This window comes from Mycobacterium terramassiliense (genome assembly GCF_900157385.1).
GTDB classification, from domain to species: domain Bacteria; phylum Actinomycetota; class Actinomycetes; order Mycobacteriales; family Mycobacteriaceae; genus Mycobacterium; species Mycobacterium terramassiliense.
Genome location: NZ_LT717699.1, coordinates 246679 through 262453, shown reverse-complemented (window position 1 = coordinate 262453; position 15775 = coordinate 246679). Strand labels below are relative to the sequence as shown.

15 protein-coding genes are annotated in these 15775 nt (G+C 69.5%); 4 read left to right on the top strand and 11 right to left on the bottom strand.

Translation table 11 applies throughout. The annotated features are described in order from the left end of the window. The 3 genes from MTAB308_RS05420 to dapB are packed head-to-tail and all read right to left on the bottom strand — an operon-like array spanning nt 1 to nt 1639. Nucleotides 1–456, bottom strand: coding sequence for a flavodoxin family protein (locus tag MTAB308_RS05420; protein ID WP_077098500.1), 456 nt, complete (start codon nt 454–456; stop codon nt 1–3). Beyond that, on the bottom strand, nt 453–908 hold the full coding sequence (locus tag MTAB308_RS05415) for a hypothetical protein (protein ID WP_077098499.1): 456 nt from the start codon (nt 906–908) through the stop codon (nt 453–455). Before MTAB308_RS05415 ends, MTAB308_RS05420 begins: the two co-directional genes overlap by 4 nt. Then, complete coding sequence (dapB, locus tag MTAB308_RS05410) at nt 905–1639, bottom strand: 4-hydroxy-tetrahydrodipicolinate reductase (protein WP_077098498.1); 735 nt, start codon at nt 1637–1639, stop codon at nt 905–907. Before dapB ends, MTAB308_RS05415 begins: the two co-directional genes overlap by 4 nt. Before the next feature lie 102 nt (nt 1640–1741). On the opposite strand from dapB, the gene MTAB308_RS05405 reads away from it, so the two are divergent. Then, nucleotides 1742–3109, top strand: a complete 1368-nt coding sequence (locus MTAB308_RS05405; RefSeq protein ID WP_077098497.1) for an HNH endonuclease signature motif containing protein — start codon at nt 1742–1744, stop codon at nt 3107–3109. A gap of 8 nt (nt 3110–3117) precedes the next feature. Here the strand turns inward: MTAB308_RS05405 and MTAB308_RS05400 are convergent, their stop codons facing one another. Beyond that, complete coding sequence (locus tag MTAB308_RS05400; protein ID WP_077098496.1) at nt 3118–4206, bottom strand: NAD(P)H-dependent amine dehydrogenase family protein; 1089 nt, start codon at nt 4204–4206, stop codon at nt 3118–3120. A gap of 6 nt (nt 4207–4212) precedes the next feature. Further along, the gene (locus MTAB308_RS05395) at nt 4213–5220 is read right to left on the bottom strand and encodes a Rieske 2Fe-2S domain-containing protein (RefSeq protein WP_077098495.1); all 1008 of its coding nucleotides are present in this window, start codon (nt 5218–5220) and stop codon (nt 4213–4215) included. 142 nt (nt 5221–5362) lie between these two features. Between MTAB308_RS05395 and MTAB308_RS05390 the strand changes: the two genes are divergently transcribed. Next, a complete protein-coding gene (locus MTAB308_RS05390; RefSeq protein ID WP_077098927.1) occupies nt 5363–5935 on the top strand; it encodes a TetR/AcrR family transcriptional regulator in 573 nt (190 codons plus the stop codon). 73 nt (nt 5936–6008) lie between these two features. After that, the gene (locus tag MTAB308_RS05385; RefSeq protein ID WP_083746465.1) at nt 6009–6455 is read left to right on the top strand and encodes a GNAT family N-acetyltransferase; all 447 of its coding nucleotides are present in this window, start codon (nt 6009–6011) and stop codon (nt 6453–6455) included. Here the strand turns inward: MTAB308_RS05385 and MTAB308_RS05380 are convergent. Genes MTAB308_RS05380 through MTAB308_RS05370 form a run of 3 tightly spaced genes read right to left on the bottom strand, consistent with a single transcriptional unit; the run spans nt 6445 to nt 9752 of the window. After that, on the bottom strand, nt 6445–7350 hold the full coding sequence (locus MTAB308_RS05380) for an alpha/beta fold hydrolase (protein ID WP_077098493.1): 906 nt from the start codon (nt 7348–7350) through the stop codon (nt 6445–6447). The two genes, MTAB308_RS05385 and MTAB308_RS05380, sit on opposite strands and share 11 nt — an antisense overlap. A 3-nt stretch (nt 7351–7353) precedes the next feature. Next, nucleotides 7354–8262 (bottom strand): metal-dependent hydrolase, encoded by a 909-nt coding sequence (locus tag MTAB308_RS05375; protein ID WP_077098492.1) that lies wholly within the window; start codon nt 8260–8262, stop codon nt 7354–7356. 14 nt (nt 8263–8276) lie between these two features. Continuing rightward, entirely contained in the window at nt 8277–9752 is a 1476-nt protein-coding gene (locus tag MTAB308_RS05370) for a flavin-containing monooxygenase (RefSeq protein ID WP_077098491.1), read from the bottom strand. 96 nt (nt 9753–9848) lie between these two features. On the opposite strand from MTAB308_RS05370, the gene ald reads away from it, so the two are divergent. After that, nucleotides 9849–10964 carry an alanine dehydrogenase gene (gene ald / locus MTAB308_RS05365; protein WP_077098490.1) on the top strand — a complete coding sequence of 372 codons (1116 nt, stop codon included), beginning with the start codon at nt 9849–9851 and terminating at the stop codon, nt 10962–10964. Between the two features lie 5 nt (nt 10965–10969). Here ald and MTAB308_RS05360 read toward each other — a convergent pair whose 3' ends face one another. Genes MTAB308_RS05360 through MTAB308_RS05350 form a run of 3 tightly spaced genes read right to left on the bottom strand, consistent with a single transcriptional unit; the run spans nt 10970 to nt 15618 of the window. Then, nucleotides 10970–11992 carry a nitronate monooxygenase gene (locus tag MTAB308_RS05360; protein WP_077098489.1) on the bottom strand — a complete coding sequence of 341 codons (1023 nt, stop codon included), beginning with the start codon at nt 11990–11992 and terminating at the stop codon, nt 10970–10972. Nucleotides 11993–11996: 4 nt separating this feature from the next. Further along, nucleotides 11997–13364 (bottom strand): M16 family metallopeptidase, encoded by a 1368-nt coding sequence (locus MTAB308_RS05355; RefSeq protein WP_077098488.1) that lies wholly within the window; start codon nt 13362–13364, stop codon nt 11997–11999. Next, complete coding sequence (locus MTAB308_RS05350) at nt 13345–15618, bottom strand: polyribonucleotide nucleotidyltransferase (protein ID WP_077098487.1); 2274 nt, start codon at nt 15616–15618, stop codon at nt 13345–13347. The genes MTAB308_RS05355 and MTAB308_RS05350 overlap by 20 nt, the downstream gene beginning before the upstream one ends. Nucleotides 15619–15775: the final 157 nt, after the last annotated feature.

Sequence of the window (15775 nt, the reverse complement as noted above, 5' to 3'; positions counted from 1 at the left end):
TCATCCCATCAGCTGGGCGGCCACCGTCGCGCCCAGTTCCCAGCAGGATTCCAGGTCGGCCTTGCTGGGTTTGCCCGAAACCACCACGGTCGGTGCCGCTTTCGTCCAACCCAGGCCGGTCGTGATGGCCTCGATGCCGCGCTCGGCGCCCTCGGTGCCCTCGTTGCCGTGCAGGTAGACGCCGAACGGACGGCCGCGCGTCGCGTCGAGGCACGGGTAGTAGCAGACATCGAAGGCGTGCTTGAGGGCGCCGCTCATGTACCCCAGGTTGGCCGGGGTCCCGAGCACGTAGCCGTCGGCGTCGAGCATGTCCGCCGGTGAAAGGGTCAGCGCGGGCCGTCGCACGACCTCGACGCCCTCGATCTCGGGATCGGTGGCGCCGGACAGCACCGCCTCGAACATCTCCTGGGTGTGCGGCGACGGAGTGTGGTGCACGATCAGCAGCGTCTTGCTCATCGGCGCGCCTGCATGGTGACGGCGGTCTTCATGGCCTCCCGCGCCCGTCGGCGATCGCCCGCGTAGTCGTAGGCGCGGGCCAGCCGGTACCAGCGCCGCCAGTCGTCGGGGTCGGCCTGTACCTCCGTGCGCACCGTGGCGAACAGGGCATCGGCCGCGTCCCGTTCGATGCGGCCCGACGCCCGCCGCGGCAGCGCGCTGGTGTCGAGTTCCATTCCGTCCGCGGCGATCAGGCGGGCCAGCCGCTGGTGGGTGAAGCCGTCCCGCAGCGTGGCGATCATCGCCCACAGCCCGATGACCGGCATGATCAGGAGCGCCGCGCCCAGTCCCACGGCGGCGGCGCGGCCCGACCCGATCATCGCGATGGCCACGCGGCCCAGCAGCACGAGGTACGCCACCAACGCCAGGCACATGAAGGCGATGAGCAGCTGGGTGCGCAGCGTCTTGGTCATTGGAGGTTGAGCAGGGGCTCAAGGCCCACCGTGAGGCCGGGGCGTTCCCTGACGCGCCGCACGGCCAGCAGCACGCCCGGCACGAAAGACGTGCGGTCCAGGCTGTCGTGGCGGATGGTCAGCGTCTCCCCTTCGGTGCCGAACAGAATCTCCTGGTGGGCGACCAGCCCGGCGAGGCGCACCGAGTGCACCGGTATACCCTCGACGTCGGCGCCGCGGGCGCCGGGCAGGCTGCTGCTGGTGGCATCGGGGTTGGGCGGCAAGCCTTTTCGGGCCTCGGCGATCAGCTTCGCGGTTCGGGCCGCGGTGCCCGACGGGGCGTCGGCCTTGTGCGGGTGGTGCAACTCGATGACCTCGGCCGAGTCGAAGAACGGCGCGGCCTGCTTGGCGAAATGCATCGACAGCACCGCCCCGATCGCGAAGTTCGGCGCGATCAGCACGGACGTGTTGGTGTCGGCCAGCCACGCCTGCACCTGGTCGAGGCGCTCCTGGGTGAAGCCCGTCGTGCCCACCACGGCGTGAATTCCGTTGTCGATCAGGAACTCCAGGTTGCCCATCACCGCGTCGGGGTGGGTGAAGTCGATGGCGACCTCGGTGTCGCCGTCGGTGAGCAGGCTCAGCGGATCGCCGGCGTCCACCTCCGCGGACAACGTCAGGTCCTCGGCGGCTTGGACGGCCGCCACCATCGTCGACCCGACTTTGCCCTTGGCTCCCAGCACCCCTACCCGCATGGTTTCACCCTAGACCGCGGGGTTTTATCCACAGTTCGGTGTTGATCCACAGGCACCGCAATCTCGGGTGCCGGTGTCGCCGCCCGCCGATATCATTCGAACATGGGTTCGATTGAGGGGCCGGCGGAACTGAGCGCCGGGTTGGACGCGCTCGACACGGCCGTCGCGCTCATCGCCGGGGTCAACTTCGGCACCGTGGCCCCCGCGGACCGGCTGCGGGCGCTGGTGCGAATGGAGAAGGCGATACGAACCCAGATCGCGTCCAACCACGACGTGATGGCGGGCCTGGCCAAGGAGGATCCCGCGCATATCGGCGGCCCGGCCCACAAGGTGATCGCCGACTGGCTGCGGATCAGCTGCGCCGAGGCGGCCCGCCGGCTCCGCGACGCCGAACAGCTCTCCCCGCGCCTCACGCTGACCGGCCAGGAGTTGCCGCCGGAGTTGCCGGCCACCGCCAAGGTGTGGCGGCGCGGCCTGCTCGACGGGCAGCACCTGCGGGTGATCCAGACGTTCTTTCGCGGCCTGCCGCAAGCGACCCCGGTCGACGCCGTGGCGGACGCCGAGCGATTTCTGGCGCGCCAAGCGACCAAGTTGCGTCCCGATCAGCTGGAGAAGGTGGCGCGCCAATGCGCGGTGCGGATCAATCCCGATGGGAAATACTCCGATGCCGACCGCGAGCGCCGGCGCGGCTTCACCTGGTGCGGCCAACGCCCGGATGGGATGAGCGTCGGCAAGCTGGTGGCGTCGCCGGAGTTACGGGCCAACATCGACGCGTGGCTGGCCCGCTTCGCGGCGCCCGGGATGTGCAACCCCGACGACGAAACCGCGTGCGTCACCGGCGAACCCGACGAAGACCGCGCACGCCGCGATTCCCGCAGCCACGCCCAGCGCCAACACGACGCGCTCAACGCCCTGGTGCGCGGCCAGCTCGGCGATCCGAAACTCGGTGTGCACAACGGTTTGCCGGTCACCGTCATCGTGTCGACCACGCTGCAGGAGCTGACGTCGGGCGCGGGCCTGGCGGTGACGGGCGGCGGCACGGTGGTGCCGATGCGCGAGGTGATCCGGATGGCCAGCCATGCCTACCACTACCTCACCGTGTTCGACGAACACTCGGGGCGGCCCTTGTATCTGGGGCGCACCCGGCGAATAGCCTCACCGGATCAGCGCATCGTCCTCTACGCGAAGGACCGCGGCTGCACCCACCCGGGCTGCGACGCGCCGGGCTACTGGTGCGAAGTTCACCACGTCGACGAGTGGGCGACGGGCGGGCGCACCGACGCCGACCAGCTCACCTTTGCCTGCCCGCCCCACCACAAGCTGGTGGAAATGGGTTGGAAGACAAGGAAACTGCCCAACGGCCGCACCGAATGGATCCCACCGCCGCGCTTGGACCGCGGCGCGCGCACCAACGACTATCACCACCCGGAGCGCCTCTTCGATGACGGCGAAGACGACGAGGGTCCTTGACCGTGCGCTTACCCCTTGAACCGCCCCGCGAACCCGCGCAGCGGTAGGTCGGCGCTGGTGATCAGGCCCGGCGGCGCCGCCACCACCGACGTGATGGCGGCGAGGGCGGGCATGCCGGTGACGGTCATGCCGATAGAGGCGAAGTTGTCCGGATTCGACAGGTCGACGCCGGGCTTGGGGAAGATCATGTGCTTGTTGTAGATGCACGGGTCGCCCTTGATCTGGGTGATGTAGCAGCCCTTGATGTTCCAGCTCGGATCGGTGTGCGGGGTCATCTGCCACTCCAGGTGCGTCTCGACGCGGGGCACCCCGTCCACCATGCCCTGGTACTTGAGGTAGTTGCCGCCCAGCGAGCCCTTGGGCAGCGTGTACCAGCCCAGGTCGACGTCCTTGGTGCAGGCGCCCAGCTCGTAGCTGAACGTCACCTCGTCCAGGGTCAGGTCGAAGCAGTCGGCCATCATCAGCACGCTGTCGGCGAAGACGCGGGTGTATTTCTCCAGCTTCGCGGGGATCTCGGGGTCGTCGACCGGCTGGCCGTACCCCACCTCGATCCAGGTGTCCTTGGAGTGGTGGCAGGAGACGTCGACGGATTCGATGGTGGTGACGTTCTCGATGTCGGCGACGTCGGCCGAACACACCACGCCGAGGATCTGGTTCAGGCCCGGGTTCATCCCCGTCCCGTAGAACGTGGCTCCGCCCTTGTCGCAGGCCTCGGCCAGCAACTGGGTCACCGGCTTCCCCGACGGGTGCGGATGGTTCTTGTCACGGTGCCAGCCGGTGATCCAGTCGGCGGTGGTGACGATGTTGATGCCCGCCTCGAGCACCTTGACGTAGAGGTCCTCGTCGGGGAACACGCCGTGAAACGTCAGGACGTCCGGCCTGGCGGCGATGATCTCCTCGATCGTGCCGGTGGCCGTCACCCCGTTGGGCCCGATGCCCGCGAGCTCGCCGGCATCCCGACCGATCTTGTCCGGCGAATAGCAGTGCACGCCAATGAGTTCCAGGTCCGGCTGGGTGGCGATCCGCTTGATCATCTCCGAACCGACGTTTCCGGTGGCCACCTGGAACACGCGGATCGGTCGAGCGGGTGCATTCATTGCGGGTCAGCCTTTCTGCGACGCGTAGAGCTCGGGGTAAAACTGCGTGGCCCAGTTGCGGATTGCGGTAAAGCCCTCGTATTCGTCGGGGGCCAGCGCGGGCGGGTCGGAGTAGCGCTGGTGCCGCCAGATCTCGATGTCCTGCTCGAACTGCCGGATCACTTCCCGCCCGAATTCGGCCGCCTTGCGCTCGGCGCGCGCAGGATCCTTGCCCGCGCCGGTCTCAGGGCGGCCGATGTAGACCATGAACCGGACGTCGGACGTGAATTCGTCGACCGGGGTCACCGCGGATATGGTGCGGTTGTCGACCATCCCCCAGCTCTTCGTGACGGCGATGCCCAGCCCGCCGTTGATCGCCTCCACGCCGCTGTTGACATCCTCGATGTTCTGGCCGTCGTCGCCCTCGAAGGTGATGGTGAAGTCCACGAAGGACACCGGGTCGGCGAAGTCGTGGCGGGTGAACACCGGCACGATCGGGGTGTTGTGCACGAACTTGAAATGCGCGAAGTCCACGCCGTTTTCGAGCACGTACTGCGGGTGCAGCTCCAGGCCGCCGCGGAAGAGCCGCTGTTGCGGGTAGTAATCGCCCGCGCCGCGGCCGTCCTCGAACGAGGCGAACACGTCGGGTGCGTCGAAGTACGGCTCGCGGCGCTGCGCGTCGTGCCAGATGTACACCGACTCGTTGCGCTCCACCACGGGGTAGGTGCGCATCCGCCTGCCGCGGTTCGGCCGATCCTGATACGGGATGCAGACGTTGCGGCCCTGGGAGTTCCACTGCCAGCCGTGGAACGGGCACTGCAACACCTCACCGACGACTTTGCCGCCGTAACCCAGGTGCGCGCCCAGGTGTTCGCAGTAGGCGTTCATCACCGTGAGCTCGCCCGACTCGGCGCGCCACGCGACCATCTCCTGGTCGAAGTACGTCATCCGGTGCACGTCGCCCACGCCGATCTCGTCGGACCAGGCGACCTGGAACCATCCCGTCGGCTTCATCGACAATGGCGGCTTAGCCATCGAGCCCTGCCATGTGCGCGCCCCTCCTCGGTTCGTGACAGAATCACAGTACCCTCTATGAAAATGTTAGGCTAGGCGGGTGACCGAAACCAAGGTCGCCGGGCGGCGCCCCAACCGGCGCGGCCACGCGACGCGCGAGAGCATGCTGGAGGCCGCGCTGAAGTCGCTGGCCTCGGGCGAGCCGGGCTCGGTGTCGGCCAACCGCATCGCCAAGGACATCGGGGCCACCTGGGGCGCGGTGCAATACCAGTTCGGCGACGCCGACGGATTCTGGGCGGCCGTGCTGCATCGCACCGCGGAGCGGCGCGCCGCCGCGTTCTCCACGCTGTCGACACCCGTGCGACCGGACGCACCCCTGCGGGAGCGCGTGGGCGCCATCATCGACACCCTCTACCGCGGCCTGGCGTCGGCGGACTCGCGCGCGATCGAAAACCTGCGCGCCGCGCTCCCCCGCGACCCCCGCGAGCTGGAGCGCCTCTACCCGCGCACGGCCGCAGAGCTGTTCTCCTGGGGCAAGAGCTGGCTCGAGACCTGCCAGCACGCCTTCGCCGGCCTGGACGTCGACCCCGACCGGCTGCGCGAGGTGGCCGCCCTCATCCCCGGGGCGATGCGCGGCCTGGTTTCCGAGCGCCAGCTGGGCTCCTATGCCGACCTGGACATGGCGCGGCGGGGTCTGACGAACGCGCTGGCGGCCTATCTGGAGGGGCGGCCGTAGCCTTTAGCGTGTGGAGGCCAGCGACATCGCGATCCGGGAAGCCACGCCGGACGACTTCCCCGAGGTCGCGGCGATGCACTACCCGGTGTGGCGGCGGTCGTGGGCCGGGATCCTGCTGCCCCAGGTGCTCGACCTGCTCGGGCCGCCCAAACGCTGGGTTGCCGAGATCTACCCGCAGAGCCTGAAGCGTCACGGGTGGCGCATGTGGGTCGCCGAGGCCGGCGGACGCACCCTCGGTGTGGCCATCTTCGGGCCCGATTCCGACCAACCCGATGACCTGCTCGTCGACGCGCTCTACATCGCCGAGGAAAGCCAGCGGCACGGGATCGGGGGCCGCCTGCTCGACGAGGTCCTCGGCTCGCACCCGTCCGGCGACGTGGTCCTGTGGTGCGCCATGCAAAACGACAAGGCGCGCCGCTTCTACGAGAAGAACAACTTCCGCGCCGACGGCCGCACCCTCGATTGGGAGCCGCTGCCCGGCATCGAGGTGGCCCACCTCGGCTACCGCCTCACGCGTTGACGTGCCGATCGACCCATTCGGCGGTCAACTCGGCGATGACCTCGGGACGAGACGTGACCACCCAGTGCCCGCCTTCGATGGGAATCACCCTGCCGCCGTGCGGAATTGAGCCGGTGAACCGCTGCAGGGCGGGCGTGACGAAGACGTCGCGGCGCGGCACCAGGGTTTGCACGGCGACGGTGGTCTGCGGCAGCACCGGCCCGGGCGACAGCATCGGCCCGGGCATGTTCGCGCGGTACAGCTTGAGCCCGGTGACGTAGTCGCCGATGGATCGCGGCGTCGGGTCGCGCCGGCCGCCGGTGCGGGGCCGGCCGATGCGCTCCAGGGCCCGATGGACCAGCACGCCGATCCGGGAGCGGAACGCGAGCTCCGGCACGCCCGGGCACAGGAAGAACGCGATGTACAGCGACCCCAGCAGCTGCATCGCGACCTGGCCCACGGCCCGCGGCGTGCGCGCCGAGCGCAGGAATCGCCCCGCGTACCGCAGGTGCGGGCCCGAAATCGACGTGAACGAAGCAACTTTGGCCATCACGGCGTCGTCGGTGACGGCCGCCCAGGCCGCAATCGAGCCCCAGTCGTGCGCCAGCAGGTGGACCCGGCCGACGCCGAGGCTGTCGATGACCGCCCCGATGTCGGACACCAGTTGCGCGAAGGCGTAGTCGGATCGCCTTGCGGGGCGCGACGATTCGCCGGCGCCGCGCACGTCGTACGCCACGACGTTGTAGCGGCCGGCGTAACGTTCCTCCAGCTCCCGGGCCACCGGGTCCCAGAGGTGGTGGTTGTCGGGCCAGCCGTGGATGGCGAGGATGGTCGGGCGCGCCGCGTCGAGCTCGGTGTAGCGGTGGACCGCCAGGGCGGCGCCGTCGGAGGCGGTGACGCTCGAAGTCGTTGCCATGCGTCAGCGCGACGCGCGCGCGGCGGGTGAGACCGCCAGGTAGTCGATCGCCGCGCCGAGGCCGCCCAGTTGGGAGGGGTGGAAACCGGGCCGGTAGTAGTTGCCGACCACCCGCACGAACCGCAGCGGGCCGGGCACCAAACCGCGCCGCGCCGCCCGAAAGTAGTCCCGCCAGCGCGCCTTGCTGCCCGGCGGCAGGTAGGGGTCCACCGAGTACAGGAACCGGACGCCGCGAATCCACAGCAGCAGGATGCCCGGCGTCACCACCAGCTGGGCGCGCACCCGGCGCAGGTAGCCGGCCCGCAGATGCTTCATGGTGTCGAAGGCGACGGCCTTGTGCTCGACCTCTTCGGCGCCGTGCCAGCGCAGCATGTCCAGCATCGCGGGGTCGGTGCCGATGGCGTCGTGGGCGGGCGAGTCGAGCACCCACTCGCCCAGGATGGCCGTGTAGTGCTCGATCGCCGAGACGAACGACACCTCTTCCAGCAGCCAGCGGTGCTGTCGTCGCTCGCCCCACCCCGGCCGGGGCCCCAGCAGCTTTTCGAACAGCCACCGGATCTGGTCGGTGTACGGGGTCAGGTCGACACCGGCGGCGGCGAAGTGGGCGAGCACCTTGGCGTGCGCCTGGGAGTGCACGGCCTCCTGGCCGATGAATCCCTGGACGTCCAGGCGCAGCTGATCGTCCTTGATCAACGGCAGCGCCCTCTTGAACGCGCCGACGAAGAACTCCTCGCCCGCGGGCAGCAGCAGGTGCAGGACGTTGAGGACGTGGGTGGTGAACGGCTCGCCCGGCACGTAGTGAAACGGCAGGTCCGCCCAATTGAACTCGACGTCACGCGCCTCGAGGACCAGACGCTCGTGGTCGAGCGACGCGTCATGCGGACCGGCCGCGTGGTCGTCGACGGTGAACATCGTGGGCCCTCCCCTCAGCGCGCGGCCACGCGCCTGCGCAAGTCGTACTCTCGCAGGTCCGTTTCGGCCAGCATCGCGCGGTGTTCGGCCGGCGTGAAGGGCCACACCTCGGGCACCCCGTCCTTGTTCAGGTACCAGCTGTCGCAGCCGGTGGTCCACACGGTGTTCGGCATCGCCGCGCGCAGCTTGTCGTTGTAGCTCTCGGTCGCCGATTGCGTCGGCTCGACGGTGTCGAATTCGCCGCGGCGCCAACCCTGAATCCAGCCCAGGATGTGGTCGGCCTGGTGCTCGGCCACCGCGGTGAGCGAGTGGTTGCCCACCGGGCTGTGTGGCCCCAGCATCATGAAGAAGTTGGGGAAACCCGGCATCGCCACGGTCCGGTACGCGCGCGGCCCGTCGCGCCACACCTCGTCGGCGGCGATGCCGTCGCGGCCGGTCAGCCGCATCGGCCGGAAGAACGCGTGCGTGTCGAACCCGGTGCAGGCCACGATGACGTCCGCCTCGTGCAGCGCGCCGTCGTCGGTCACGACGCCCCGCGGCTCCACGTGGTCGATGCCGGCGGTGACCAGCTCGACGTCGTCGCGCTGGATCGCCCGGTAGAACCCGCCCGACACCACCAAGCGCTTGCACATCGGCTCGTACGAGGGCGTCAGCGCCGCGCGCAACTCGGGGTCGCGCACCCGGCGCAGGCTGACCCGGCACAGCGCGCCCATCGCCGCTCGCCGCAGCCCCGGCTTGGTCAGGGCGACCGCGAAGGTGTCGAACACGAAGCTGTACGCCCGGTACGCCATCCGGTCGAGCCACGGAACGGCCCGGTGGCTGCGACTGGCGAATTTGGAGTACGGCGGGTTGGGCATCGGGACGATCCACTGCGCGGTGCGCTGGAACAGCACGACCCTGCCAGCCACGCCGGCCAGCCCGCAGACGAGCTGCACGCCGGTGGATCCGTTGCCGATCACCGCGATTCGCCGCCCCGCCAGCTCGACGGAGTGATCCCAGCGCGCCGAGTGAAAGACGGGGCCGGCGAAGTCGTCCAGGCCGGCGATCGACGGCATCCGGGGGTGGTGCAGCACGCCGGTCGCCGAGATCAGGAAGTCGACCTCGGACTCTGCCCCGGCCTCGTCGCCGGCGTCGGTGCGCACCACCCAGCGGTCGTCCTCGAACCGGGCGCTGACCACCTCGGTGCCGAACCGGATCCGGTCCCGCAGCCCGAATTGGTCGGCGACACCGCGGAAGTAGGCCTGGATCTCGCCGCCGGGGGAGAACATGTGCGACCAGTTGGGCTTCGGGGCGAAGGTGTACTGGTAGACGCGCGACGGCACGTCACAGGTCAGCCCGGGGTAGGTGTTTTCCCGCCAGGTGCCGCCGACCTCGTCGGCCTTCTCGTAAATCGTGACGTCGTTAATGCCGCTGCGCAGCAACGCGATTGCCATGCACAGCCCGGACATGCCCGCCCCGACAACGGCCACGGAGGGGTCACGTGTCACCATCGCCGGCTACCCTGCCGGTCATCCATCCGCCGATCATAAGGCCTGGGTCGGGCTTTAAATAGGTGCGGCCGTGGCCGCCTGAGGCACACTTGAGGGATGCGCGTCGGCGTTCCAACCGAGACCAAGACCAACGAGTTCAGGGTGGCGATCACCCCGGCCGGCGTCGCCGAACTGACCCGCCGCGGCCACGAGGTGCTCGTCCAGGCCGGCGCGGGCGAAGGCTCGGCCATCCCCGACGCGGAATTCAAGACCGCGGGCGCCCAAATCGCCGACACCGCCGAGCGGGTGTGGGCCGACGCGGACCTGTTGCTCAAGGTCAAGGAGCCGATAGCGCCCGAGTACGGCCTGCTGCGCAACGGGCAGGTCCTGTTCACGTACCTGCATTTGGCGGCGTCGCGCGCCTGCACCGAAGCGCTGTTGGCCTCCGGCACAACGTCGATCGCCTATGAGACCGTCCAGACCGACGACGGCGCCCTGCCGTTGCTGGCGCCGATGAGCGAGGTCGCCGGCCGGCTCGCCGCTCAAGTCGGGGGCTATCACCTGATGCGCACCCAAGGGGGCCGCGGCGTGTTGATGGGCGGGGTGCCCGGCGTCAAGGGCGCCGACGTCGTGGTGATCGGGGCGGGCACGGCCGGGTACAACGCCGCCCGGGTCGCCGGCGGCATGGGCGCGGCCGTCATGGTGTTCGACGTCAACATCAGCAAGCTTCGGCTGCTCGACGCCGAGTTCGGCGGTCACGTCGGCACCCGCTATTACTCGGCGTACGAGCTGGAGGGCGCCGTCAAACGCGCCGACCTGGTGATCGGAGCCGTGCTGGTACCCGGCCACAAGGCGCCCAGGTTGATCTCGAATTCGCTTGTCGCGCAGATGAAGCCGGGCGCGGTGCTGGTCGACATCTCCATCGATCAGGGCGGTTGCTTCGAGGATTCGCGGCCCACCACGCACGACGACCCGACATTCGCGGTGCACGACACGCTGTTCTACTGCGTGGCCAACATGCCCAGCGCGGTGCCGAAGACGTCGACCGTCGCGCTGACCAACGCGACGATGCCGTACGTGCTCAAGCTCGCCGACAAGGGCTGGCAAGCGGCGTGCCGGTCCGATCCCCCTCTGGCCAAAGGGCTTTCGACGCACGCCGGGATGCTGCTGTCCGAACAGGTGGCCGACGACCTCGGCCTGCCGTGCACGGACCCCGCGGCGGTATTGGCCTGAGACCCCTAATCGTTGAGGCCGGCGACGATGTCGGCGACCGAGCCGGTGCGGGCCTGCCGGAAGGACGTGCCCGCCCACAGGGCCATCCCGTTCGGGTCTTCGCGTTCGGTCGCGGCCTCCCGTATCGGCAGCGTCATCTGGTTGACCTCGGGGTAGCCCAGCGGGGCCACGTTGTCGAGCAGGCGGATGAACTCGTTCTCCAGGCCGCGCCCATAACGGCCGGAGAACGCGCGCGTGACGATGGTTTTGGCGAAGAGCTGATTCTTCATGGCGGTGCGATGCGCCTGGCTGGTGCCCGCCTCGTTGCTCAGCAGCAGCGCGGTGCCGACCTGGGCGGCCACGGCCCCCCGGCGCAGCACGCCCGCGACGTCCTCGGCGGTGCCCAGCCCCCCCGCCGCGATGATCGGGATGTCGCGGTGCGTGCGGTGGATCCGGTCGATCAGGTCGTGCAGCGAGTCGGTGGCGGGCTCCATGTCCGGCGCGAAGGTGCCGCGGTGCCCGCCGGCGTTGGGGCCCTGGACCACCAGGCTGTCGGCGCCGGCGGCGACGGCGACCCCGGCCTCGTAGGCCGACGTCACCGTGACCATCACCAGCAGGCCCTGCGCGCTCAGCCGCCGGATCACGTCCGGCGGCGGCACGCCGAACGTGAAGGACACCAGCTCGGGATGCACGTCGAGGACCACCTCGAGCTTGCGCTCCCAGTCGTCGTCGTCACCGAACTCGGGCCGGCCCACCTCGCACTGATAGTGCTCGGCGATGCCTTCGAGCTCGTCGGCGTAATAGTCCAGCGCAACCCAGTCGGCGACGCTGGGCTGGGGCACGAACAGGTTGACGCCCAACGGGCCGGTGGTCATCGCGCGGGCCGCCGCGATGTCTTCGGCGAACCGTTCGGCGCTCACATAGCCGCCGGGGATGAAACCGAGCCCGCCGGCGTTGGACACCGCCGCGGCCAACGCCGGGGTGCCGGGCCCGCCTGCCATGGGGGCGCCCACGATGGGCACCGCGATATCCCAGAAGCCCAGAACCATCCGGCTAATTTACCATCGCCCGAAGTTGTTGGGGCAGCGATCGTTTCGAGGCATACGGGCCCAAAACGGCCGCGCCGTAGCGCCTGCCCAGCAGGCGGCGGGCGACCGCGTTGACCTGCTCGACGGTCACCTCGTCGATTTTTTGCAGGGTGTGCTCGATGCTGCGGTGCCGGCCGTAGTTCAGTTCGCTGCGGCCGATGCGGCTCATCCGGGAGCTGGAGTCCTCCAGCCCGAGGACGAGCCCGCCGCGCAGCGAGCCCTTGGCGATGCGGCACTCCGCCTCGGTGATGCCGTCGCGCGCCACCGCGTCGAGCACGTCGCTGGTGACCCGCATGACGTCGGGGAAACGCTCGGGCAGGCACGCGGCGTACACCGACAGCGCGCCGCTGTCGGCGAAGATGTCGACCGCCGAGTAGACCGAATACGCCAGGCCCCGCAGCTCCCGGACCTGCTGGAACAGCCGCGAGCTCAGGCCCCCGCCCAGCGCGGTGTGCAGCACCGACAGCGCCCAGCGATGCTCCCAGTTGCGCCCGGGGGTGCGCACACCCAACGACAGGTGGGTCTGCTCGGCGTCCCGGTTGACCAGCGTCAGCCCAGGACTGCCGGTGACCCGCCCGGCGCCCCTGCGCGGGGCGATGGGCTGGCGGCCCCGGACCAGATGCCGTCCGAAGTGCTCGCGCACCAACGCGACCACCTCGTCGTGATCGACGTTGCCGGCCACCGCGACGACCATCCGCTCCGGGGTGTAGCGCCGCACATGGAACGAGTGCAGTTGCGACCGCGTCATCGCCGACACCGAATGCGCGGTGCCGATCACGGGGCGGCCCACCGGATGGTCGCCGAACAGCGCCGACAGGAAGATGTCGCCCAGGGCGTCCTCGGGGTCGTCGTCGCGCATGGCGATCTCCTCGAGGACGACGTCGCGTTCCAGCTCGACGTCCTCGGCGGCGCAGCGGCCGTTGAGCACCACGTCGGCGACCAGGTCCACGGCCAGCTCCAGGTCGCTGTCCAGCACATGGGCGTAGTAGCAGGTGTGCTCGCGGGCGGTGAACGCGTTCAGTTCCCCGCCGACCGCGTCCATCGCCTGGGCGATGTCCACGGCCGTGCGGGTCGGGGTGGACTTGAACAGCAGGTGCTCCAGGAAGTGCGCCGCCCCGGCCACGGTGGCACCCTCGTCGCGGGATCCGACGCCGACCCAGACCCCGACCGAGGCGGAGCGCACGGCCGGCAGGTGCTCGGTGACCACCCGCAGGCCGCCCGGCAGCGTGGTGCGGCGGACCGCCTTGTGTTCGGCGCTCACCTCGGCGATCTGCGCTCCCCGGCGCAGAGACGCGGGGTCAGCTGCCTGCCCGCTAGACCGAGCTGGCGGCATCGGCCGGCGCGGGTGTGGCGGACGGCGAATCCGTTGCGTCCGCCGAGTCCTCATCGGCCACCAGCATTAAGGAGATCTTGCCCCGCTTGTCGATGTCGGCGATCTCCACCCGCAGTTTGTCGCCGACGTTCACCACGTCCTCGACCTTTGCGATGCGCTTGCCCCGGCCCAGCTTGGAGATGTGCACCAGGCCGTCGCGACCCGGCAGCAGCGATACGAACGCGCCGAAATCCGTTGTCTTGACCACGGTTCCGAGGAAACGCTCGCCCACGGTGGGCAGCTGCGGGTTGGCGATGGCGTTGATCCGGTCGATCGCGGCCTGCGCCGAGGGCCCGTCGGTGGCGCCGACGAACACCGTGCCGTCGTCCTCGATGGAGATCTGGGCGCCGGTCTCCTCGGTGATGGCGTTGATCACCTTGCCCTTGGGCCCGATGACCTCACCGATCTTGTCCACCGGGACCTTGATGGTGGTCACCCGAGGCGCGTACGGGCTCATCTCGTCGGGCGCGTCGATGGCCTCGGCCATCACCTCGAGGATGGTCAGGCGGGCGTCCTTGGCCTGCGCCAGCGCGCCCGCGAGCACCTGGGAGGGAATCCCGTCCAGCTTGGTGTCCAGCTGCAGCGCGGTGACGTAGTCCTTGGTGCCGGCGCACTTGAAGTCCATGTCGCCGAACGCGTCCTCGGCGCCCAGGATGTCGGTCAGGGTGACGAAGCGGCGCTCGGTCCTGCCGTCCACGTCGACGTCGTCGGAGACCAGGCCCATGGCGATGCCGGCGACCGGCGCCTTCAGCGGCACTCCGGCGTTGAGCAACGCGAGGGTGGACGCGCAGACCGAGCCCATCGACGTCGATCCGTTGGAGCCCAGGGCTTCCGACACCTGCCGGATGGCGTAGGGGAACTCCTCGACGCTGGGCAGCACCGGGATCAGCGCCCGCTCGGCCAGCGCGCCGTGCCCGATCTCGCGCCGCTTGGGCGAGCCGACCCGGCCGGTCTCGCCGGTGGAGAACGGCGGGAAGTTGTAGTGATGCATGTAGCGCTTGGACGTCTCGGGCCCCAGCGAGTCGATCTGCTGGGCCATCTTGACCATGTCCAGCGTGGTCACGCCCAGGATCTGGGTCTCGCCGCGCTCGAACAGCGCGCTGCCGTGCGCCCGCGGCACCACGGAGACCTCGGCCGACAGCGCACGGATGTCGGTGATGCCCCGGCCGTCGATCCGGAAGTGATCGGTCAGGATGCGCTGGCGGACCAGCTTCTTGGTCAGCGCGCGGAACGCGGCGCTGACCTCCTTTTCCCGGCCCTCGTAGGTCTCGGCGAGCCGCTGGGCCACCTCGGCCTTCAGCTCGTCGGTGCGCGCGTCGCGCTCGGCCTTGCCGCCGATGGTCAGCGCCTTGGCCAGTTCGTCGGTGGCCACCGAGGCCACCGAGTAGTACACGTCGTCGCCGTAGTCGGGGAACGTCGGGTACTCGCCGATGGGCTTCGCGGCCTTGTCAGCCAGCTCCTGTTGCGCGGTGCACAGCACGTTGATGAACGGCTTGGCGGCCTCCAGGCCTTCGGCCACAACGGTTTCCGTCGGCGCCTGGGCCCCGCCCTCGACCAGCTCGATCACCTTCTCGGTGGCCTCGGCCTCGACCATCATGATCGCGACGTCTGAACCATCGGGGCCGTCGACCTTGCGGCCGGCCACCACCATGTCGAACACGGCCCGCTCGAGCTGCTCGACCGTGGGGAAGGCGACCCAGGTGCCGTCGATCAGCGCCACCCGCACCCCGCCGATGGGGCCGGAGAACGGCAGGCCGCTCAGCTGGGTGGAGGCCGACGCGGCGTTGATCGCCAGCACGTCGTACAGGTCGTTGGGGTCCAGGCTCAGGATCGTCACCACGACCTGGATCTCGTTGCGCAGCCCGGAGACGAATGACGGCCGCAGCGGGCGGTCGATGAGCCGGCAGGTCAGGATCGCGTCGGTGGAGGGACGGCCCTCGCGGCGGAAGAACGAGCCGGGGATGCGCCCGGCGGCGTACATCCGCTCCTCGACGTCGACCGTCAGCGGGAAGAAGTCGAAGTGCTCCTTGGGGCTCTTGCTGGCGGTGGTCGCCGACAACAGCATGTTTTCGTCGTCCAGGTACGCGACGACGGCTCCGGCGGCCTGCTGGGCCAGCCTGCCGGTCTCGAAACGGATGGTGCGGGTGCCGAAGCTCCCGTTGTCGATGGTGGCGGACGCCTCGAAGACGCCTTCGTCAATTTCAGCTACAGACATGGGTGTCCGTATGACCTCTCTGGGTGTTCAGCTGTTTCGCGTCGTCACGCGCGAGTAACCCGAGAGCTTCCCTGGGAGGAAGAAGTCTGATGCGGCTACGGCCATCGATCGAAGCGGCCGACCTGCCCCAGATCCGGAGAGCCCGGCAGCCACTACC

Bases quoted from the DNA above. Each gene is read 5' to 3' on its own strand.
- MTAB308_RS05420 (WP_077098500.1), bottom strand. From the start codon at position 456: ATGAGCAAGACGCTGCTGATCGTGCACCACACTCCGTCGCCGCACACC.
- MTAB308_RS05415 (WP_077098499.1), bottom strand. From the start codon at position 908: ATGACCAAGACGCTGCGCACCCAGCTGCTCATCGCCTTCATGTGCCTG.
- dapB (WP_077098498.1), bottom strand. From the start codon at position 1,639: ATGCGGGTAGGGGTGCTGGGAGCCAAGGGCAAAGTCGGGTCGACGATG.
- MTAB308_RS05405 (WP_077098497.1), top strand. From the start codon at position 1,742: ATGGGTTCGATTGAGGGGCCGGCGGAACTGAGCGCCGGGTTGGACGCG.
- MTAB308_RS05400 (WP_077098496.1), bottom strand. From the start codon at position 4,206: ATGAATGCACCCGCTCGACCGATCCGCGTGTTCCAGGTGGCCACCGGA.
- MTAB308_RS05395 (WP_077098495.1), bottom strand. From the start codon at position 5,220: ATGGCTAAGCCGCCATTGTCGATGAAGCCGACGGGATGGTTCCAGGTC.
- MTAB308_RS05390 (WP_077098927.1), top strand. From the start codon at position 5,363: ATGCTGGAGGCCGCGCTGAAGTCGCTGGCCTCGGGCGAGCCGGGCTCG.
- MTAB308_RS05385 (WP_083746465.1), top strand. From the start codon at position 6,009: ATGCACTACCCGGTGTGGCGGCGGTCGTGGGCCGGGATCCTGCTGCCC.
- MTAB308_RS05380 (WP_077098493.1), bottom strand. From the start codon at position 7,350: ATGGCAACGACTTCGAGCGTCACCGCCTCCGACGGCGCCGCCCTGGCG.
- MTAB308_RS05375 (WP_077098492.1), bottom strand. From the start codon at position 8,262: ATGTTCACCGTCGACGACCACGCGGCCGGTCCGCATGACGCGTCGCTC.
- MTAB308_RS05370 (WP_077098491.1), bottom strand. From the start codon at position 9,752: ATGGTGACACGTGACCCCTCCGTGGCCGTTGTCGGGGCGGGCATGTCC.
- ald (WP_077098490.1), top strand. From the start codon at position 9,849: ATGCGCGTCGGCGTTCCAACCGAGACCAAGACCAACGAGTTCAGGGTG.
- MTAB308_RS05360 (WP_077098489.1), bottom strand. From the start codon at position 11,992: ATGGTTCTGGGCTTCTGGGATATCGCGGTGCCCATCGTGGGCGCCCCC.
- MTAB308_RS05355 (WP_077098488.1), bottom strand. From the start codon at position 13,364: ATGCCGCCAGCTCGGTCTAGCGGGCAGGCAGCTGACCCCGCGTCTCTG.
- MTAB308_RS05350 (WP_077098487.1), bottom strand. From the start codon at position 15,618: ATGTCTGTAGCTGAAATTGACGAAGGCGTCTTCGAGGCGTCCGCCACC.